We start from the raw sequence: 20,567 nt of genomic DNA, 5'->3' as shown, positions 1-20,567 counted from the left end.
CGATGCTGCCGACGGTTGAACTGGCAGCGTGAGAACCAGCAGAGATTCCACTTAAAATGTTCAGGTTGTTGTTCAAACAATTGGGACCACTTCTCTGTACCAGCCATTCAGCGGTAGCGGCAGGGGCTGATAATTTGTTTATGCGACCGCTAACGGAAAGTGCGCGCAAATCTGGCAACGTCACGGACGACGACGCGGAAGGGGAAGAGTTGCGAAGCGAAATAAAAAACCTGGACAAGAAGATAAGCAACTTATCGAACCTTCTTTCAGAAACTACTGCAACTGAACCGCTAATACAGAAGATGGAGGAGTTTGCTGATCGCCGCGCATTGCTGCATGATCAACCGTCAACGCTTGATGTTGTGCGTCGGCAAGCGAAGGCGATGCGAGAGATTAAGGAGTCTGATGTCGAGGCGATGCTTGCCGCCATACTGGACAATCTGCCAGAACTTGACCGCAATGCGACTGCAATGCACTTAAAGATCTGCTGCGTGGTCTAGCTGAGAGCATCACGCTCGACCCAAAAACGCTAGATTGTTGTATACATTACAAAATCAAGCTGAATTTGGGGGAATTGGTGGCGTCCCCAAGGGGATTCGAACCCCTGTACTCACCGTGAAAGGGTGATGTCCTAGGCCACTAGACGATGGGGACTGAAGGACTTTAAACAAATTGCAGTCAGTTTGCGATATTGCCGGAAACTGGTGGAGGTAAGCGGGATCGAACCGCTGACCTCTTGCATGCCATGCAAGCGCTCTCCCAGCTGAGCTATACCCCCGACAAAATGAACGCGAATTATACTGAGCCGTCCAATTCCAGTCAATGCAAAGTCACAGTATAGTGTAAAGCAGATCAACGATATGCTGTATTTTGCCGTCCGCGCGGGATCAGGCAGGAAAATTTGCCAACTGGTTATCCATGCGCTTTAGCGTTTCTTCCCTGCCGAGTATTTCGAGCACTGCGTTTATTGAAGGAGTCTGCGTTATACCTGCCACCATTACTCGCAGCGGCATGGCCACTTTGGGCATTTTCACACCGTGGCCCTTGGCGGCGGTCTTGATAGCGTCGTTGATTGCATCGCTTTCCCATTCGATAACAGCAAGTTTCTGCCTCAGATCGAGAATAACCGGTTTTACCTCGGCGGTAAAATGTTGCGCCTTGAGTTCCTCAACGGGTTCCAGCGCGCGAAAGAAATAGACTGCAGCATCGGCCAACTCCGCTACGGTATTGACCCGTTCCTTGAGCAGATTCACCACGCCCGTGAGACTTGGCACACTTTGCCCTGAGGTGTTGCAACCATCCGCTTCAAGAAAAGGCCGAACAAGTTCCGCCAGCCGCGCATTGTCGACAGTCTTGAGATATTGCTGGTTGAGCCACTGCAATTTTTCCGGATTGAACTTGGCCGGAGAACGGTTGATCGCCGAAAAATCGAACCAATCGACCAGTTGTTCGCGGCTGAATATTTCCTCGTCACCATGCGACCAGCCCAGCCTCGCCAGATAATTTATCAGCGCCTCGGGCAGATAACCATCTTCGCGATACTGCATCACTGAAACCGCGCCATGGCGTTTGGACAGCCGCTCGCCATCGGGCCCCAGTATCATCGGCACATGGGCGTATTGCGGCAACGGCGCGCCAAGTGCTTTCAGAATATTGATCTGGCGTGGCGTATTGTTGACGTGATCGTCGCCACGGATCACATGGGTGATATTCATATCCAGGTCATCAATCATCACGCCAAAGTTGTAAGTCGGCACGCCGTCCGCGCGTAGCAGCACCAGATCGTCCAGTTCGCTGTTGGCTACGGTAATCTGACCCTTGACCAGGTCGTTGAATGTTACCTCTCCTTCCTGGAGGTTCTTCAGCCGTACCACCGGCTCCACCCCGGCAGGCGGCGTTTGTTTTGAATCACGCCAGCGCCCGTCGTACCGGGGCTTCAGCCCCGCCGCACGCTGCTGCTCGCGCATCGCATCCAGCTCCTCCCTGCTGCAATAGCAGTGGTATGCCTTCCCCGCACGCAACAACTGTTCCGCCACTTCGTGATAGCGAGCCAAACGCTGCATCTGGTAAAACGGCCCTTCATCGTAATCCAGCCCCAGCCAGGCCATCCCGTCAAGTATCGCTTGAGTGGATTGTGCAGTGGAGCGTTCGAGATCGGTATCTTCTATGCGCAGAATGAATTTACCGCCATGCCTGCGGGCATAAGCCCAGGAAAACAATGCGGTGCGCGCACCGCCAATGTGGAGATAACCGGTGGGACTGGGAGCGAAACGGGTACGAATCATGAGGGGATACAAAATGCCGGTTGGAAAGCGCGAAACGCGAAAGTGCTCTATTTTACGCGAGCCTGCCGTTCAGTGTTGAGTCATTCACTGGCGCAACAGCTTGTATAGGGAACGTGCACGTTGAGTGCGTTGACCGGAATCCGCGATTTATGCTCTAATTGCGCCTCCCTCAGCGGTTATTCAAACAAACCCAGCGGGCGGTTAACTCAGCGGTAGAGTGCCACCTTCACACGGTGGAAGCCACTGGTTCGATCCCAGTACCGCCCACCAAAAGATACTCCAAAGAGATTCAAAGAAGGCCATGAAACGCCATAGTCATGCGGCTCTGGTGAACTTCGACAAGCCCGGTCGCGGGAATTCGACTTGGAGAAAGCCGAGTGCCGGTCTGGTCAGGTGCAGCTGAAGAAGGGCAAGAAGTTAAAATATTGATTGCATCGACCGAATTGGAAGCAAGTAGCCTTGACCACTCCAGATATAAACTTTCGTAATATCCGCAAACACCGGAGCTCACAAAACGATGGCTTTGAGGAGCTTACCCGCCAGTTGGTACTCGCGGAGCCTCCGGAGAATTATTCATCAATTGAAAATCGCGGTCCTGGAGCTGACGGCGGGGTTGAGATACTGGTTAAATTTCCCGATGATCGTGTTTGGGGCTGGCAAAGCAAATATTTCCCCGATTCATTTGGCGCGTCCGAGGTTGCTCAGCTCAAGAAATCGTTTAGCGCAGCGCTGGTGAATTTCCCAAAGCTGGAGCGTTATTTTGTTGCCGTTCCCCGAAATTTCTCAGGGCACGCCGAAGGGGATAACAACACTCAAACGAAAAAGTGGCACCACTTCAAGAAATGGTGTGGAGTGGAAGCCGCCAAGGTCGGACGATCTGTTTCAATTGAGCTGTGGGATGAAAGCTACTTCGTCAGCAGGCTACAACGCAATGATGCAATCTACACTGGTATGCGGCTGTACTGGTTTGACCAGAAAGCTTTGGAAATCAAGTGGTTTGAAGATCATTTGGCTAAGTCATTCGACTATATCGGCAAACGCTATCGTCCTGATGATCATGTGGAAGTCAGAATAGCTAATACAATCCGCGTACTGCGGAGAGACGGTAGCTTCAAAAAACGCGTACTAGATGTCTTGCAAGACCTCTGTGACGCAATAAACATCCTTCACGAGATCTCAAAGAAGCACGATGACATCGATCCACTAAAAGAGCACTGTGCCAGCCTATCAAAACTTCTTGAGGAATTTAGCGGCGCTTTGGCCGGTTGCGACCACGGGGATTTATACGCACGCCTATTGTCGGAGATTTTGCGCAAAGTTGCTGCGATCAGAGATCAAAATCCGTCGTATCGAATCCTGATTGACGCGCAATACGAGCAAACCCGAGAAATCGATTTGGAAACCGGAAAGACGAAGTCCAAGTATGCATATTCTGACGGGGTTCGGAGCAAAATAAGTGATCTCAGATCAAAGATCGGAGATGCAGGCTCAGAGTTTTCCTCGGAGGAAATCAAACTGCTGCAACAACCCACCCTCCTCGTGGAGGGAGATGCAGGAGTCGGCAAATCCCACCTCCTTGCCAACGAAGTAGAAACCCATATAAAAAATGGAAACCCCGCACTGCTCATTCCCGCTAGGATTCTCGATCGAGGTGACAGACCTGAACAGGATTTGTTGCACTATCTGGATATAGGCGATCTAAGATTCGAAACTTTTTTGGCTGCGCTCCATAGCGCCGCGCTCGTAAGTGACAGCCCGGTCCTCTTTATAATCGACGGCATAAATGAAAGCTTGTTTGCCGGAGGATGGGAAGCTGGCTTGCCAAGCCTCATTACGCAGACCAAGAAATTCAACCGCATTGCGCTTTGTGTCTCCATTCGCTCTTCCTACCGGAAACTTTGCATACGCGCAGAGCTGGATATACCCCAGATTTCACATCACGGTTTTCGAGGTCATCTTGGAGAGGCGGCAAAGGAATATCTCGACCGGAATGAGATCGAGCGTCCTTCAGCCCCTATCTTTGGCCTGAACGAAATCCTTTACAATCCGCTGTTTCTCTCGACAGCCGTGGACTTCATGAAAGCGACTGGCCAAGTGTCGTTCCCGCGCGGCTGGGACTCCATTGCCACCCTGATATCGTTCTGGCTTTGCGCAGTTGAGCAAAGCCTGGTCAGAAAGGGGTTTGGTCGAATTTCCTTGGACGATGGAAAAATTCCCCAAATAATGAAGAAGCTTGCGTCAGAAATGGCCGCGGCGGGGAGCGACTACGTCGTGTATGAACTGGCCTACAAGATTTGCGAGGAAGTGGTTGACCTCGCGCTACCGGCAAAAGAGAGCGAACGACTTTTACCACGCCTCATAGATGAGGGCCTGTTGCTAGACTTTCCTTTCAAAGATTCGGATACAGGAAAACGCGTATCTTTCGGGTTTCAGAAATTCAGTGACTATTTCATCGCCGACGCAATAATTCGGGATTGCAAGACACCTGCAGCGCTCGCGAAAGAGCTCAAGAACGACGGGAGATACGGTTATCTGTTTTCTGATAAGCACTTCTATGCATTCACTGGACCTCGTATTGCACTTCTCGCGCTGACGCCGACTCGGCTTGGACAAGAACTACCATTGATTGAAGAAAAATTCTTTGAACGTGTCTACATCTCAGTTGAAGAATTCGTGTCATCACTGTCGTGGAGGCAGGGCGAAGACATTTCAGAGGAAACAGTAAACCTGCTAGAACGTCTAAGGCAAAGAAAAGGGAGAAAAGAACAACCGATCGGCGATTCCGAGTGGTTCGACTTGCTTCTGAAGATGGCACCACTATCAGACTGCCTCATTAATGCGTCTTATTTGAAGAAGGAACTAGCATCGGTGCCACTCGGCGAAAGAGATGCGAAATGGTCAGTCTATCTGGTGGGCAAAACCGAGACGTATGATGATGATTGGTCTGTCGTACAGCAATTGATTGACTGGGCTTGGGTTGCGCCAAAATCTGAAATCGAGGCGGAAAAGATTCATCTGGTAGCGATAGCGCTCACTTTGATGACCTCGACTGTTGATAGAAAATTGCGGGATTGCGCGACAAAGGCTTTAGCCAGCTTGCTCGTAAAATTCCCCGAAGAGATTTCAATATTGATAGACGAGTTTGCCGACTGGGACGATTCCTACGTCCGCGAGCGCGTCTTAGCCGCTGCTTCGGCTGGCGTTCTCTATTGCGATGACATTGGTGTTCTAAAAGCTGCCGCACTCGCAGTCGACCGCATGGTTTTCCAAAAGGTCCCCGTGGAACGCCATGCTTGGACAAGACGTTACGCACAAATCATTGTTAATCACGCCGCATTTAATAAGGTCGGCATTGATGACGAGCTGATATCGAGATCCGCTCCACCTTATTCGTCAGAGTCTATATCCGATTGGCCGACTCTGGAGCAAATCGCAACACACCATGAAAGCGGTAGGTCGATCTTCCGTTCGGTCGTCGGCTTTATCAGCACACCCTTTGATGGGAAAGCGCCCTTTATGGCCGGGGACTTTGGTCGCTATACTATGGGCGGAATTGACAATAACTTTTCAGCAGTTGTTCGGGGAGATCAACCTCCCTTATCTGGCAAGGAAGAGATAGAACTCTTTTGCGGCAAGGTTGCAGCGCTCGGCCCATGTGCTCAAGACGCCTATGCCGTGCTCACCCGATTATCTGAGCTGCAGAAAAAAGTCGGCCCGAGGCTTTCACTATCTTATGAGACTGCTAATTTTAAATTTGGGCGAATAACCGAGAGCTTTTCACCCAACTATACCGAATTTGATAGAAGCGGCGTTTCGGAAGAGGCAAATTTTCTAACGCCACATCCCGCGCTCCTTGCAGAGTTGAAGCTACAGCCTAGAGACGGATGGTCCAAGTTCTTTGTGACCGCTGATGGGGATCCGGCATTTTCTGATAATCCCGCATCATTGGCTGGCACTGCAATTATACGACGCGACCTCATCGAAAAATTTGCAGGCTTCCATAACTTGAAAGTCGTTTGGAGAGTGTGGGTCGAAAAGGATGGAGGTTTGGGAACAAATCATCTCGACGCGCAGCATAAACAGTTTGCGCGCAGTGATTTTATTGGTTTCTTCTTTGAAGAAGGCGGAAAGTGGCAAGGAAAGTTGATACCGTTTCGGAGCTAACAATTTAGCTGCCCAGCCTCCTTAGGTCTACAGCCTCGAATAGCGATGATAGGTGCTTTTTCCCAATCAGCACATCTAACTCTTGGCAATTCCTTGAGGATATGCTTTTCACCTTTCATAACCAAACTCTTCCATGCCCATCCTTAAAATAGCGCACTTTCGTCGCGGCTCAAGCTCTGGTGCCAGTAAAGATAATCGTGCCAATGGTAATGGAATTGCTTTAGTGGTTGCGCTGTGGTCGCACTCGGGGTGAGTGGCGGGAGTAAGGGATGATACCTGTAGCGAGTGAGTCAAATGCAAACTTGGAATCAGCATTTGAACCCTCGATAGATGATATGGATGAGTACAAGGCCGCACCGTTACCTTAGGTATTCACATGAATTATGAAAACAGAGTAGTAGCCTACATCGATATTATTGCTTTTAAGTCGCTACTTGATCAAACAGTTAAAGATAACCAAGACGACATTGAGAAAATAAAACAGATTATCCTTGCTTATGACTTGATCAAGGAGATATTGGAAGAGGATGCTGCGCTTAATAAATTATTAGCTAACAAGAGTTCAAGACAGGTAACTATATTCTCTGATTTGATTGTTATTTCTTTCAAAGCAGATGAGCCGGCTGAGGTTTTTTATACATTGTTACAAATCAAGCACATCATCATGGGATTGCTGAATTTAGGATTTCTCTGCCGGGGTGCTGTGACTAAAGGTAAGTTGATTCACAAAAAAGAATATGTATTCGGCCCTGCCCTTGTTGAGGCCTATCTGTTGGAAACAAAAGCAGCTCTGTATCCTCGGGTAATTCTAGAGCGTGAGATCGTGGAAATTGGAGCAAAGCATCGTAGCCCGGGTCACATCTTTAGCGAAGAACGTAAATATGTTGAATCGTTACTCGAAATGGACTCTGATGGAATGTATTACGTCGATTATTTTTTTAAAGCTCAGCAAGAGCTTGATGATCCAGATTACAACTTTCCCGCTTATATAGATAATCTGAGAGAGATTATTCGGAAGGGATTAATGAGTTCTACGCATCATTTCAAAGCAGATATACGAATCAATATTCTTGGATGCGGGAGCGATACAACCAAATGGTTGATACGGTGACAAGAAAAAGAGAGATTGCGGGATTACAACGCATGGGGTTATCTGAAGTGGCTGAGTTTTATTCGAAATTGAATAAAATCAGTTGATATAAGGGTATGGCGATAATTTTGTGCAATGCGATCTGGGCTCATTGAACATTGGCTTGCCTTATCCGAACAGCCGTCGCCGCTCAATTCAATAGACTAAATCCCTCAGATCGATTGAGACGAAATCAGCTAGGGAGTCCTGTATTTTTTTTCCCACTTTCGGGTTGTTTAACTCAGCCCTATACACGCGGGGGTATAATTGGAGGTATGTTAGAGTAGAGAATAATAAAATCAAGACGTCGTAAATATAAGGGTTACAGCCAGGTATTCGGTTGCAGTACCGCCACCAAGGACTGCCATACCGATAAGCTTAACACGTCCTCGCGCTTGAGCTGCTTACGCAGTCCCGCCTGCCCGTACTTGTCGCTCCATGAACCTGAAAGATTTACTGATACTACTTCAGCTTCACACTTCAGGCATTGCGTATGTCCGTGCCTTCGCCATGCGAAGAACTGGAGGCGCGTACCAGCGGGGATCGCTGGACGGCTTCCAATATCCAGGAGCGCCTGGACATGGGGAATAGGCCTTGATCCGAATATGAAGCTTTAAGGCGATCCCTGAAAATATTTGGATTCAAACCGCGCATGAAACCTTGAGTCATTCCGTAACGACCCCAGTCAGGTGAAATCATGAAAAATAACAATTACCGGGCTTTACTCTGAACAGCACGTTTTTTCAAAGAAAATTCATATTCTGTCAACATAGTTAACCGGCGCATGATCTGCGAATGGCCTTGGGGGTTTCTCAAAGACCTTTAGCGGTGCGAAAAAGGAGTTTTCTTTGGCCTCGGTTTGTGGCTCCATAAGCAATTGTAATAAACCGACATGGCGAAATCCCAATACTTCAGGCGGAAGCAGTGCTGCTGCATCTTTATTGTCAACAACGCGATGGATCGGTAGTGTTTGCAGGGACCTAACAAATGCTTCGTTTCCCACCCGTGGTGATCCAAATGTATAAACCGCCTGCGGTTTATATCGCGATGCCGCCAAGGTGGCAAGCGCTCCGCCTAAACTATGACCGGTATAGAAGATCGGGCAGACAAGCGGAGAGATCTCCTTCTCAATCTTATCCCACACCGAGTCAAGCGCCTTTTTAAAACCCTTGTGAATCCCTATTTCGTTTCGGTCCCATGGAAGTATTCCACATTCAAAGTCGGTAACATAATCCCTGTTGCTATCGGTACCTCTGAATACCAGAATTGCAAAGGAAGGTGAAACTAAGGGTTCAACGAGCATTGCGTGCGTATCCATTTCCGGTGAAGCAAAAAAGGCACGCTGTTTCAATCCTGCCTTTTCCAAAAAGCGAGCTCGGGTCGGCTGCGGAGCCGATATCACTTCCTCGATATCTTGTCGATAGATCAATCGGCTGAGCTCCGCGAGCCACAGCGCATTGGTGCGACTGTACTCATGGGCTGCCTCTGGTTCGAATGGTGGGAATTCCCTGCGAGAAAAGAAGTCGGTCGCCCCTCCCGGGTTCAGGAGGTCTTGCCATGCTGTCGTTAACATCGTTCAAACCTGGGAGTAGAAATTTCTATCGACATTAAGAGGGTATGTACCTTCACCATCTGATTTCCAAACAATCTTGCGTGTTTAAGTATTAAGTCCCCTATAGGGGCAATAGGTTGGATCAGGCAAGACCCCGCGCTTGAGATTTTCATGCAACCCGTGTAATCCCATCTATTTTGTCCCCTGCGTCCAGGTTCCCCGGCATATTGTTGGTGATTTAATTGATACACTGTTGATTTCGAGGCAAGAGGAGGTGTCATGAATATTTATCTCATTTCTCAGTATGAGAATACAGGCTTTAACACCTACGATACCGCTGTTGTCATTGCTGAATCCGAAGAGGCGGCACGGCTCACTCATCCCTCTGGCGAAGAGGAGTGGATTGACGAATCCTGGGCGGATCCGGAAGACATTGAAGTAGAACTATTAGGGGAGGCGATGGAGGGCGCGCGGGCTGGCGTAGTGTGCGCCAGCTTTCATACTGGCTAAAATAACTCTGAGCCCTGTATTAGTTGTGCTGCGTTCCAGCCCGTAAGTACACCGGATGGCGCTATCCGAGCCTATCCCAATATTCCACTTCCACAATGTCGACCTTGAGCAAGGTCAAGTCCGGATCATCCAGTCCGTTTGGAAACCAGTGTTTTATCTCTGGAGTCCACAAGTCTTTCATTTTGTCGTTGTCATGTACGAATTGCGCACTGCCTGATATGGAAAGGTAATCCTGCTTGTCCGTGCGGACATAGCAAAGGTTGACTTGCCACTGCCGCTGCCCTTCCACAAACTTTAGTGACGATTGTGAGGTGAAAAACCAGAGGTTGCCTTCGGCATCGAGTTGCATGGTCGACATGGGACGACTGCGCAAGGTGCCATCCCTCTCCATGATGGTCAGCATTGCAAATTTTGTATCCCCTACCATTTCAGCCACTTTTTTTAATGCGGCATCGTGTTGCTCTTCAATTTGCATGATGGCTCCTTTTTGTATTGAATGATGAGGTTTGGTAAATCGGGATTTTTCTTGTTTTCCTGAACGCTTCAGGTTGCTGTATAGCCACCAGGGGTAGGCACTTTACACCAGCGCTGTGGCGGCGGGCCATGCCAGCAATTCTGTAAGCTTTATATTCGTGCGCGTTCGGTACATTACTATGCCGTGTCGCACTTCATGAAAATTTTCACCTCCAACTCTTTCGTTGGGAATCTCTGAACAAATCTTCCACAAAGTGCTGGGCTGGCGGCTAAGCTGGTAAAATCGAGAACGCCCGGCGCATGTCGAAGGTGACGACTCGCAATTCTACTAGTGCAACTCATCATTTGGTTATGCTCGCGCCTTACCAAAGCAACATCGCAAAGCAACATCGCTGATATTCGGTTGTGGCTAATGTATCGTGTTGCTAGTTTTTGATGGGTTGCACTACGCTCCACCCATCCTACCCAAGCTGCACACCCGTTAAACTGAGAATGGTGCATAGGCATATTGTAAGATATATGCAGTGGCGGAACCTGCATGAGTATGAGCATCTCAAGAATTCTGCAATATCTCCTGCTCTTGCTCGGCAGCTTTGTCGCCCATGCGCTCCCGCTTGCGCCCGCATCGGCACAAAACTCCATTGATATCGAGTTCAAAGACAACGGCCAAACTGTCGGGGCTCTGCCCCTGGATGATCTTCGCGCTATCGCGGCCGTGGTTTCGATAAAGGTTTTTGAAGTGCACGAAAAAACGGAGCGTATTTATCGCGCTTTGCCAGTTCGACCTGTATTTGACAAGGTATTCGGGAAAGATTGGGAAAAGGCGCAGGAGATCATCTTCACGTCCATCGACGGGTATCAGCCCAGCATTCCGGTGGTGAAGTTGCTCGCACACGACGCTTATTTCGCTTTCCCGCACGAGGACGGCACGCCGTTTACATTGACTAACAGGCTGCAAAACAATGAAATCGTGCAACTCGGGCCGCTCTACCTGGTCTGGGACAATATCAAGTCAAAAGAATTGCTCGATGCCGGCGCATCGGATATGCCCTACCAGATCAAGCGCGTCGAGCTTAAATTCGTTGCGCCTTTTCCAAATATGGTTCCCCCGGCAGGATCATCAGCGAAGGCGCAGCGCGGATTCATGCATTTTCGCCAGCACTGCATGGCATGCCACACCATTAATGGTGAAGGCGGAGGTAAAGCGCCGGAACTCAATTACCCGGTAAGCGTGACGGAATATATCAAACCCGAGTATTTGAAGCGCTGGATTGTAAGTCCGCAGAGTATCCGGTACAACACAACGATGCCAGGGATTACCGGCGCGATCCTCGACCGTGAAACGGCCACTGAAGAACTCATTGCCTATCTCAAGGCGATGAGCAATGCCAAGCGTATTCCGGCGAATCAATGAGGGGATTTTTTACTTTTAAGTCCGAAAATGCCACTTCCTCGACGATTTGTGCACTCACCGGATAACAAATCATCAATTATTGAGCAGTTATTACCTCACCGACCTGTTAGTGGTTGAATCCCTCATCCCAGCACCCCTTTCGGCCATTTACGACTGGGTGCATACTAATGTTGTCTGCGAGGTGCTTCCTTTCGTGGAAAATTAATAGCAGAGGAGACAGTCATGCAGCTTTTGTTAATAGTCGGTATTGCCGCCGCCATCGCTGCCGTGGCGTTTGCTCTGCAGAACAGCATACCGGTGACGGTCACCCTGGGTTTATGGACCTTCGATAGCTCTCTAGCCATGGTATTGCTGCTCGCAATAGGCATTGGCGCCATTATAGCGCTATTGGTATCCTGGCCGGGCATAATCAAGAATGTCTGGAAAGGCTCGCAACTACGCCGCAGGGTCAACAAGCTGGAAGATGATAAGGCCGCGCTGGAGCGCCGCGTCACTCAACTGGAAGAAGAGCTGATGAGAATAAGCCCGGAACCGATACCGGAAGAGCCCACCCGTTTTCTCGGACTGAAGTCAATATTATTAGGTAACGAAGCCGAGAAACCGAAGGAGTAAGTGGGCTCAATTACACTTTTTCATGCATCTATGCGAATTGGGTGCTCCATGCGCTGCTTGTGTTGCCGCGGGCAGCGTAGCAGCCATCCGGCGGGTAGAACCCGCCCTACTCTTAATATGATGCTGGAATAGCGGAAATAATGAATTCACTGCCGATGGACCCACCGATATGGGAGAACCACTGGTAGGTCGGGCTCCGCCCGACATCGTTTCTTGATCATCGGGCGGAGCCCGACCTACCGTCAAATATTCATTCGGGATGGGCCGATCCCTCAATCGCCAAATAGTTGGATTGACAGCCATCCTGCGGGTAGAACCCGCCCTACTCTTAATATGATGCCGGAATAGCGGAAATAATGAATTCACTGCCGAGGGGGCCCACTGGTTTCAAATCAACTGGTAGGTCGGGCTCCGCCCGACATCGTTTCTTGATCATCGGGCGGAGCCCGACCTACCGTCAAATATTCGCGGGATGGGCCGATCCCTCAATCGCCAAATAGTTTGCCATCAATTTCACTCTCGGCAATACCCCAATCCGATGGATAAACGCCTGCCGTCACAAAACGATGAAATGTGGAATAAGGCCAATCTGCGGCGCACTTGGCTAAGCCGTGTTTAACTGGATTCCAGTGGATGTAGTCCAGATGGCGGGTCAAGTCGTTGTCATTGCGGATGAAGTGTTCCCAATATCGGGGCTGCCAGAACCTTGTCTCAGGCGACAAGCCCAAATTGTGCCGCGTCGCCCGTTTTATCTTTGCCCATCGTATCGGATAATCAGCATCATCTTCAGGCAAGCTCCAAATGCAATGCAAATGGTCCGGGAGCAATACCCACGCTTTAATGTGAAATGGATGCTCCTTGCGCACTGCTTGTATTGCCGCGTGCAGCGCAATGCGTGCAACCTCTTGAGAAAATATAGATTCTCGCCCAGCGGCCACCACGGTAAAGAAATAGGTTCCTCCGGGCTCTTGATGGCGGCGGTAATTTGGCATGGTTGTTTGTTTGATAGATCGGCAGTGTTCGGCGGGTAGAACCCGCCCTACCAAGCTTTGATGGCAGTCACCCGGCGGGTAGAACCCGCCCTACTCTGCTGTCGATGGAACGCACTGGTAGGTCAGGCTCCGCCCGACATCATTTGTTACCGCAAATCCGATCTGCTTGACCTGGCTAAAAATATTGTACAGTGATTGATATGGCAGGTGAACTGACGGAGGACCAGGCTTTCCAAAGGTATCCTTTGTCTCGCATTTGACCCGTGAGCTTTGATTACGAGCTTAGTGCTTTTACCTCTTCCTTCACATTCAGAATATTGGAATGCATGATGTCTGACTCTGATCCGTATGCCGAGGATGAACCGCCGTTCGTGCAACCACACTTGAAAGCAAAAAAAGGCCGGGGTGCGGTTTCCAATTTGCAGGGACGTTATGAGCTATTGACGCGCGAAACTGTCGACGATGGCTGGTCTCAAGGTAATGTTGGGGAACGCTCCGGGGCCGACGTTGAAGCAGATTTCCAAGCGGATGGCGGTATCGACGTCGATGCGGGGGCCGATCCCGCCCCAACCTGGAAGACTCAAGTGATCGAGGAGCGAGCCAAAACGATCCTGAGCCGCAATCAATCCCCCGATGTTCCGTTCAGCATCTCGCTCAACCCTTATCGCGGCTGCGAGCACGGTTGTATTTATTGCTTCGCACGGCCCACGCACAGCTATCTCGGTCTGTCACCGGGGCTGGATTTTGAGAGCAAGATTTTCGCCAAGGTGAATGCGCCTGAATTGCTGAGGCGCGAGCTGGCAAAAGCGTCTTATATACCTGAGCCGATCGCGCTTGGCGTCAATACCGATGCCTACCAGCCTTGCGAGCGCGAGCTGCGGCTGACGAGGCGCGTGCTGGAGGTGCTGCACGAGTGCGAACATCCGGTAGCGCTGATCACGAAATCGTCGTTGATTGAACGCGACATTGATTTACTGGCGGAAATGGCATCCCGCCGGCAAGCAATGGCAGCGGTAACCATCACCACGCTCGACCCGGCGGTGGCCCGTACCCTGGAACCGAGGGCAGCGGCGCCTGCTCGTCGCCTGCGTACCATTCGCACGTTGACGGATGCCGGGATTCCGGTAGGGGTCAGCGTCGCGCCGATAATCCCCTTCGTTACCGAACCTGATCTCGAACGCATATTGGCGGCTGCGGCGGAAGCCGGCGCCATCAATGCAGGCTACGTCATGCTGCGCCTGCCGTGGGAGGTGAGTCCGCTTTTCCGACAATGGCTTGAAGCCCACTTTCCCGACCGCGCTGCCCGTGTGATGAACCGGGTCCGGGATATGCGCGGGGGGAAGGATTATGACGCCAGTTTCGGCAAGCGCATGCACGGGGAAGGCATCTGGGCTGACGTGATTCGCCAGCGCTTCGAGAAAACGGTTGCGCGCTTGGGCATAGGTATCCGTTCAGGTCGCTTCAAGGGGTTGGATAGCTCCCGTTTTCGTCCACCTGCGGTTGCCCCGGCAGTTGCGCCACCGGCTGAGGCTACTGCCAAGATTGGCTCTTCAGGGACAAAAAAACGGTAAATCAGGCGGCCAGCGTGAGCTTTTTTAAGGAATTGATCCCAGGCTCAGCTCTTGAGTTGCGTCCATACTTTTGATGGTTTTGATGGGTTGCGCTTCGCTCCACCCATTCTGCCAGACCACCCTGCCAAAGCTGCTGTCCTTATAGATTATCCAGCTATGCTATTGGCTCCAGGGGCTGCATTTCCGAGGGTGGCTGCGCCGGTTCGATGGATTTCAGCCTCATCCACAAGCATTTACCTTTGCTTTCACGCTCGATGCTTTCCAGTTGCAGTGCGTGAGCTTCCAGCTCTTCCGGGGTAGGCGGTAGCACCGTCAAGTGAAGTTCGCTCAGGCTGATAGCGAAATCCAGCGCGGACGGCATTTCCAGATCCATCAGCAGGCTGTCCTGCCCGCGTGTCATGGCGAGGTACACTTCCGCCAGCAACTCCGCATCGAGCAGCGCACCATGCAACGAACGCCTGGTGTTATCAACGGCGTAGCGTTCGCATAGCGCATCCAGGTTGTTTCTCTTGCCGGGATACAGCTCCTTGGCCATCTTTAAGGTATCCGTTACCGAATGGCAACATTTACTTAGCGGTTGCAACTCGGCCAGGCCCAGCTCATGATCCAGGAATGCAACGTCGAAAGACGCGTTGTGCATGATCAGCTCGGCACCATCGATGAACTCAAGCAACTCGTGGACTACGTCACAAAATTTCGGCTTGTCCTGGAGAAATTCAGTCGTCAATCCGTGTACCTGCAAGGCGCCCGCCTCGCTATCACGTTCGGGATTGAGGTAATAATGGAAGCGGCGGCCCGTCAATCTCCGGCTCAGCATTTCCAATGCCCCGATTTCAATAATACGGTGGCCCAGCCTCGGCTCCAGGCCGGTGGTTTCAGTGTCGATAAAAATCTGGCGCATAGGGTCAAGTCTGAGTCTGTGTCGCAAAAACCGTTAAAAATAAGCTATTTCCATAGACTTTCGTTAATTTCGCACTTCTCCGCAGCGCTGGGCGATCCGTCCAGATTTTCAAGTACACACTCCACCCCCCGGTTGGCAAGCTGATCCGCCTGTTCGTTGCCCTCATGGCCGGAGTGTCCGCGCACCCATAACCATTCGATGTTGTGGCGTTGCGTGAGCAGATCGAGCTCTTTCCATAGATCGTCATTTTTTACCGGTTTCTTGCTCGCAGTACGCCAATCGCGCTTTTTCCAGGAATGTATCCATTCGCTGATGCCTTTCTGCACATATTGAGAATCGGTATGCAAACGCACGTTACATCTCTGTTTTAGTGCTTCAAGCGAGCGGATCACCGCAAGCAGTTCCATGCGGTTGTTGGTCGTCAGTTTTTCACCGCCGAACAGCTCCCGCCTGTGCCCGTTGTATTGCAGTAACGCACCCCAACCGCCAACACCGGGGTTACCCTTGCAGGCGCCGTCGGTAAATATATCAACCACACCCGCGCAGTCTGGCTTCACTCCCTGCCTTCCGCTGACGTCTTGATGCGCGCGGCCCTGCGCGGCTCGCTCCCTGTCGTACCTTTTATCTTCTGCGCAACCGGGGCCATGCTTCCTCTTCTTGCACGCACTTCTTTCCACTCGGGCTTGATGACGCGCATACCATGGACGCGCTTTACGGCATTCAGAAAATATACGCCCCCGGAAAATCGCCACCAGCGGCTACCCGCCGCCTCCATGAAATAAAACCGCGTCAGCCATTTTTCCTGGCTGAACGGTGGCGCATAACAGCATAGCCGGTCTTCGGTAATCTCGAAATCCAGCAGCGTCAACCAATCCTTGAGTCGTGGCAGCGCAATAAAATTGCCGCGCCAGGGAAAGTTGCCCTCCTTGGGCACCCCGAAGAGCCCGCGTACGCCCCACAAACTGCGTGGATTGAAGCCACAGACGATAACCTGCCCCTCAGGTATCAACACTCGGTGCACCTCACGCAGGATCTGATGAGGGTTGGAGCTGAATTCGAGCACATGGGGAATCACCACCAGATCGATGCTGTTCGTTTCAATCGGCAAAAAATCAGGCGCTGCAAGCACTTCAGCGCTCCCTTCCGGTGCCACGCAAAACTGGAACGGTATACGGTTGGTGCGCAAAAAGTCATATTGCGGAAATCCGATTTGCATGGCATTGTAGCCAAACACATTTGCCACAGCCTTGTCGAAATAGTTTTGCTCCCGTTCCAACAGATATTGGCCGAGGCAGGTTTCAAACCATTCCTGTGTATTTTTTTGAGGCATATATAATGTCTAGGGTGGCCGAAGCTCAAGAATTAAGCCAATTAAGCGATACGGAACACTATCGCTGGTAGACCTACAGGATTATTGGCTAGCCAATCACCTTATCTTTGAACACGACGCCGAGCTTCGATTTTCCATCCTGGCTCACTCAACCGCCCGAACTATCATGACTACGCCATATATCGTTCCGATCCGTGCATTCACCGATAATTATATCTGGGTCATCCGCGACCATTGCCACGCTGCTGTCGTCGATCCGGGCGATGCCTCCCCTGTACTGGATTACTTGAGGCACGAAAAACTGAAGCTCATCGCGATTCTCAACACTCACCACCACCAGGACCACTCAGGAGGAAATGCAGCGTTGCTGCAGGAATTTACGGTGCCGGTTTACGGCCCGGAGAAGGAATCGATTCCTACGCTGACTCATCGCCTCAGAGAATACACCGAAAAAGAAAAGGAAGAGGGTAACGTCTATCTTTCGGAGTTCTCGCTCAGCCTCAAGGTGCTGGACATCCCCGGCCATACTGCCGGGCATATTGCCTATTATGGCGCAAACCTGCTGTTTTGTGGAGACACGTTGTTCGGTTGCGGCTGTGGACGATTATTCGAGGGCACCGCACGGCAAATGGTCGATTCCCTGGAAAAACTGGCTGATTTACCCAAAGACACACTGATCTATTGCGGTCACGAATATACACTCAACAATATTCGCTTCGCCCGAATGGTCGAGCCAGGCAACCAGGCGTTGATCGAACGCGAAGCGGCAGCTGTAAAATTACGTGGGCAAAATCTTCCGACTCTCCCCTGCACTATTGCATTGGAAAAAGCCACCAATCCATTCCTGCGCTGCAACGAACCGGAAGTTATCCAAAATGCCAGCAATTATGCCGGCACACCGTTAACCGATCGTATAAGCGTGTTTGCTGCAATCCGCGCCTGGAAGAACCAGTTTTAACGCTCACGACAAATGATCGGCAGAGCAAAGCCTGCAAAAATCAAAGACTCTCTTATCACGCCTTGTTGCGCTGAAGCCCAACCCCCGCGACCAATAAAAAAAGCCTTTATAAACTTGGGTACTTGCGCGCATGTGGCCGGGCAGACGAGGCGCCCGGCGTAACGAAAACTCCATGCGGCTCCCAGCCTGAAAACGCGATAAGGACAAGAAGCAATGAGCAAAGCGATGAACGATCGCGTGATTTCATTGTCCAACCGAAGTGCTTTACTCCACTGATGGGCAAACAGACATCTCCTGCGATATAAGGCACAGCTTACCCGACGCCGTTGTGAAACGCCGAAGCAGTCGCGTGAAGCTGGCAAGTTGCGCGAATCGTTCACAGCAGCCCTTTGCAACAGTGCCATCGCTAAAGGAGAACAGATCCTATGAAACCCCTGGAACAGTTACTGCAATGCGGCCAATCCATCTGGCTGGATTCGATCAGCCGTGACCTCATCAATAGCGGAGAGCTGCAACGGCTTGTATCGGAAGACAAGCTGCGCGGCCTGACGAGCAATCCAACCATTTTTGAGCAAGCCATTACTCGCGGCAATAGTTACGATGATGCGCTGAGCAAGCTGCTGCAAGCCAACGATAAACAAACCGACAAAGCACTGTTTGAGGCGGTGGCTATCGAAGATATCCGCATGGCGGCCGATGTGCTGCGGCCCGTGTATGACGAAACGAACGGTGGAGACGGCTATGTCAGCCTTGAAGTCTCGCCGCAGCTAGCTCACGATACCGCTGGCAGCATTGTGGAAGCGCGGCGGCTGTGGCAGGCGGTGCAGCGCCCCAATCTGATGATCAAGATTCCCGCTACACCCGAGGGCATTCCCGCAATCGAGCAGCTGACCAGCGAAGGCATCAATGTCAACGTCACCCTGATGTTTTCGCTGAAGCATTACGAAGTGGTGGCACGAGCATATATTGCCGGGCTTGGGCGCGGGACGGCATCCCTTGGTGGAACAAAGCCCTTGCCTGTTTCGGTTGCGTCCTTTTTTGTCAGCCGGGTGGATACCGCGGTCGATGCCCTGCTGGAAAAAATCGGTACACCCGACGCGCTCAATCTGCGCGGCAAGATTGCCATCGCCAACGCCAAGCTCGCTTACCAGCGCTTTCGCGAAGTATTTTATGGTGAACCATTTTCCGCTCTGCGCGACAAAGGCGCACGCGTTCAACGACCCTTGTGGGGCAGTACCGGAACCAAGAATCCGGCATATTCCGACGTACTTTACCTGGAAAAATTGATCGGCCCCGATACCATCAACACCGTACCACCCAAGACCCTCCAGGCATTCTGCGATCACGGCCGCGTGCACCCGACATTGCAAGAGGATATGGCGCAAGCGAAAGCGAGTATCGCACAGCTGGCGCATCTGGGAGTCGATCTTGATGCCATCACCGAAAAGCTTCAGAATGACGGCGTCGCCTCTTTCGCCGCTTCATATGACAAACTGCTTGGTGCGATAAAGGAGAAACGGCAAGATATCCTTGCTGCCTGCAATCACGCAGCCTGAACCACCGCTGTGGGCGGCCCGTAAAACTGAGACTGGGCGGAACGATGGATATTGGAATGATCGGATTGGGGCGCATGGGCGGCCCCATGTCGCAACGGCTACTGCGGGACGGTCATCGCGTAGCCGGTTTCGCCCGCAGCGCGGATACGCGCAAGCGGTTGGAGGAGAAAGGCATAACGACGGCAGCGTCGCTCGAAGACCTCGTCATTAAACTGAAGTCGCCGCGCGTCGTATGGCTGATGATTCCCGCCGGCCCGTCGGTAGACGAAACGATAGCCGAGCTGTTGCCGCTGCTGGAACCCGATGACGTCATTATCGATGGTGGCAATTCGAATTATAAGGATACCCAACGCCGCGCCCGGATGCTGAAGACGAGCCGGATCCACTATGTGGATGTCGGCACCAGTGGCGGTGTATGGGGCCTGGAAAACGGCTACAGCATCATGGTAGGTGGCGATGACGAGGTCGTCGCCCAGTTGCGTCCTATTTTCGAGACGCTTGCTCCGGCACCTGATAAAGGCTGGGGGCACGTCGGCCCGAGTGGCGCCGGGCACTTCACCAAGATGGTTCACAACGGCATCGAGTATGGCCTGATGCAGGCCTATGGTGAAGGGTTTGCCCTTATGAACAGCAAGACAGAATTCAATCTGGACTTGCATCAGGTGGCGGAGATATGGCGCGACGGCAGCGTCGTCCGGTCATGGCTGCTCGACCTGACCGCCGCGGCGCTTGCAAAAAATCCGGATCTTGAAGGCATCGCCGCATATGTGCCTGACTCTGGCGAGGGACGCTGGACCGTCGCTGAGGCAATCGATCTCGATGTCGCTGCACCGGTAATCACGCTGGCATTATTGCAGCGGCTGCAGTCGCGCGATCCTGAATCGTTCTCCAACAAATTGCTGTCCGCGTTGCGCAACCAGTTCGGTGGACACGATATAAAAAAAGGATAATTGCGCAATCCTCAATGCGTCCCTGTTTGCGCCTCCATTGGCTTACGCTGCGCTAATCCAAGTAGGTCGGGCTCTGCCCGACGTTAACTTTACGATCGTTGGGCAAAGCCCGACCTACTTCTCAATTGTAAAAAGGCGGGCTTAAGCGCCCTGCGCGACTTTGGCCCCA

17 protein-coding genes and 3 tRNA genes are annotated in these 20,567 nt (G+C 51.6%); 11 read left to right on the top strand and 9 right to left on the bottom strand.

The annotated features are described in order from the left end of the window. Positions 1-140: 140 nt before the first annotated feature. The gene (locus BLS94_RS07955) at positions 141-500 is read left to right on the top strand and encodes a hypothetical protein (RefSeq protein WP_143021668.1); all 360 of its coding nucleotides are present in this window, start codon (positions 141-143) and stop codon (positions 498-500) included. Between the two features lie 78 nt (positions 501-578). Here the strand turns inward: BLS94_RS07955 and BLS94_RS07950 are convergent. The 3 genes from BLS94_RS07950 to gltX form a co-directional block, all read right to left on the bottom strand. After that, a tRNA-Glu gene (locus BLS94_RS07950) sits at positions 579-654 on the bottom strand. Between the two features lie 48 nt (positions 655-702). Further along, positions 703-778, bottom strand: a tRNA-Ala gene (locus tag BLS94_RS07945). Between the two features lie 109 nt (positions 779-887). Further along, the gene (gltX, locus tag BLS94_RS07940; protein WP_090959373.1) at positions 888-2,285 is read right to left on the bottom strand and encodes a glutamate--tRNA ligase; all 1,398 of its coding nucleotides are present in this window, start codon (positions 2,283-2,285) and stop codon (positions 888-890) included. Between the two features lie 195 nt (positions 2,286-2,480). Here gltX and BLS94_RS07935 point away from each other — a divergent pair. The 3 genes from BLS94_RS07935 to BLS94_RS07925 all read left to right on the top strand — a co-directional run bounded on the left by BLS94_RS07935 (position 2,481) and on the right by BLS94_RS07925 (position 7,560). Then, positions 2,481-2,555: transfer RNA gene (locus tag BLS94_RS07935), tRNA-Val, on the top strand. Positions 2,556-2,744: 189 nt separating this feature from the next. Beyond that, positions 2,745-6,449 carry an NACHT domain-containing protein gene (locus tag BLS94_RS07930; protein WP_090959370.1) on the top strand — a complete coding sequence of 1,235 codons (3,705 nt, stop codon included), beginning with the start codon at positions 2,745-2,747 and terminating at the stop codon, positions 6,447-6,449. A gap of 376 nt (positions 6,450-6,825) precedes the next feature. Then, positions 6,826-7,560, top strand: a complete 735-nt coding sequence (locus tag BLS94_RS07925) for a hypothetical protein (protein WP_090959367.1) — start codon at positions 6,826-6,828, stop codon at positions 7,558-7,560. A 772-nt stretch (positions 7,561-8,332) separates the two neighbouring features. Here the strand turns inward: BLS94_RS07925 and BLS94_RS07915 are convergent. Beyond that, entirely contained in the window at positions 8,333-9,151 is an 819-nt protein-coding gene (locus BLS94_RS07915; protein WP_218124765.1) for a lipase family protein, read from the bottom strand. A 258-nt stretch (positions 9,152-9,409) separates the two neighbouring features. Between BLS94_RS07915 and BLS94_RS14560 the strand changes: the two genes are divergently transcribed. Then, positions 9,410-9,640, top strand: a complete 231-nt coding sequence (locus tag BLS94_RS14560) for a hypothetical protein (protein WP_143021667.1) — start codon at positions 9,410-9,412, stop codon at positions 9,638-9,640. 61 nt (positions 9,641-9,701) lie between these two features. Here the strand turns inward: BLS94_RS14560 and BLS94_RS07910 are convergent, their stop codons facing one another. Further along, positions 9,702-10,115 (bottom strand): pyridoxamine 5'-phosphate oxidase family protein, encoded by a 414-nt coding sequence (locus tag BLS94_RS07910; protein ID WP_218124764.1) that lies wholly within the window; start codon positions 10,113-10,115, stop codon positions 9,702-9,704. Positions 10,116-10,652: 537 nt separating this feature from the next. On the opposite strand from BLS94_RS07910, the gene BLS94_RS07905 reads away from it, so the two are divergent. Both BLS94_RS07905 and BLS94_RS07900 read left to right on the top strand, forming a co-directional pair. Further along, entirely contained in the window at positions 10,653-11,528 is an 876-nt protein-coding gene (locus BLS94_RS07905) for a c-type cytochrome (protein ID WP_090959360.1), read from the top strand. Positions 11,529-11,750: 222 nt separating this feature from the next. Next, positions 11,751-12,140, top strand: a complete 390-nt coding sequence (locus tag BLS94_RS07900; protein WP_090959357.1) for a LapA family protein — start codon at positions 11,751-11,753, stop codon at positions 12,138-12,140. A gap of 485 nt (positions 12,141-12,625) precedes the next feature. Here BLS94_RS07900 and BLS94_RS07895 read toward each other — a convergent pair whose 3' ends face one another. Continuing rightward, positions 12,626-13,132, bottom strand: coding sequence for an REP-associated tyrosine transposase (locus BLS94_RS07895; RefSeq protein ID WP_090959352.1), 507 nt, complete (start codon positions 13,130-13,132; stop codon positions 12,626-12,628). A 326-nt stretch (positions 13,133-13,458) separates the two neighbouring features. Here BLS94_RS07895 and BLS94_RS07890 point away from each other — a divergent pair, with 326 nt between their 5' ends. After that, on the top strand, positions 13,459-14,703 hold the full coding sequence (locus BLS94_RS07890; RefSeq protein WP_256325337.1) for a PA0069 family radical SAM protein: 1,245 nt from the start codon (positions 13,459-13,461) through the stop codon (positions 14,701-14,703). A 154-nt stretch (positions 14,704-14,857) separates the two neighbouring features. On the opposite strand, the gene dnaQ is transcribed toward BLS94_RS07890, so the two are convergent. From dnaQ to BLS94_RS07875, 3 genes are read right to left on the bottom strand one after another with little or no spacing between them, the layout of a single operon-like run. After that, positions 14,858-15,604, bottom strand: coding sequence for a DNA polymerase III subunit epsilon (dnaQ, locus tag BLS94_RS07885; RefSeq protein ID WP_090959347.1), 747 nt, complete (start codon positions 15,602-15,604; stop codon positions 14,858-14,860). A gap of 44 nt (positions 15,605-15,648) precedes the next feature. Then, positions 15,649-16,161, bottom strand: a complete 513-nt coding sequence (rnhA, locus tag BLS94_RS07880) for a ribonuclease HI (RefSeq protein ID WP_090959344.1) — start codon at positions 16,159-16,161, stop codon at positions 15,649-15,651. Beyond that, on the bottom strand, positions 16,158-16,934 hold the full coding sequence (locus BLS94_RS07875; protein WP_090959341.1) for a class I SAM-dependent methyltransferase: 777 nt from the start codon (positions 16,932-16,934) through the stop codon (positions 16,158-16,160). The genes rnhA and BLS94_RS07875 overlap by 4 nt, the downstream gene beginning before the upstream one ends. 166 nt (positions 16,935-17,100) lie before the next feature. Between BLS94_RS07875 and gloB the strand changes: the two genes are divergently transcribed. The 3 genes from gloB (at position 17,101) to gnd (ending at position 20,398) form a co-directional block, all read left to right on the top strand. Beyond that, positions 17,101-17,892 carry a hydroxyacylglutathione hydrolase gene (gloB, locus tag BLS94_RS07870; RefSeq protein ID WP_072767404.1) on the top strand — a complete coding sequence of 264 codons (792 nt, stop codon included), beginning with the start codon at positions 17,101-17,103 and terminating at the stop codon, positions 17,890-17,892. 425 nt (positions 17,893-18,317) lie between these two features. Then, complete coding sequence (tal, locus tag BLS94_RS07860) at positions 18,318-19,448, top strand: transaldolase (protein WP_090959335.1); 1,131 nt, start codon at positions 18,318-18,320, stop codon at positions 19,446-19,448. Positions 19,449-19,492: 44 nt separating this feature from the next. Continuing rightward, positions 19,493-20,398 (top strand): phosphogluconate dehydrogenase (NAD(+)-dependent, decarboxylating), encoded by a 906-nt coding sequence (gene gnd / locus BLS94_RS07855; RefSeq protein ID WP_090959332.1) that lies wholly within the window; start codon positions 19,493-19,495, stop codon positions 20,396-20,398. The last annotated feature ends 169 nt before the right edge of the window (positions 20,399-20,567 follow it).

This window comes from Nitrosospira sp. Nsp18, from assembly GCF_900103145.1.
Taxonomy (GTDB): domain Bacteria; phylum Pseudomonadota; class Gammaproteobacteria; order Burkholderiales; family Nitrosomonadaceae; genus Nitrosospira.
This window is presented reverse-complemented; position numbering and strand designations above follow the sequence as displayed.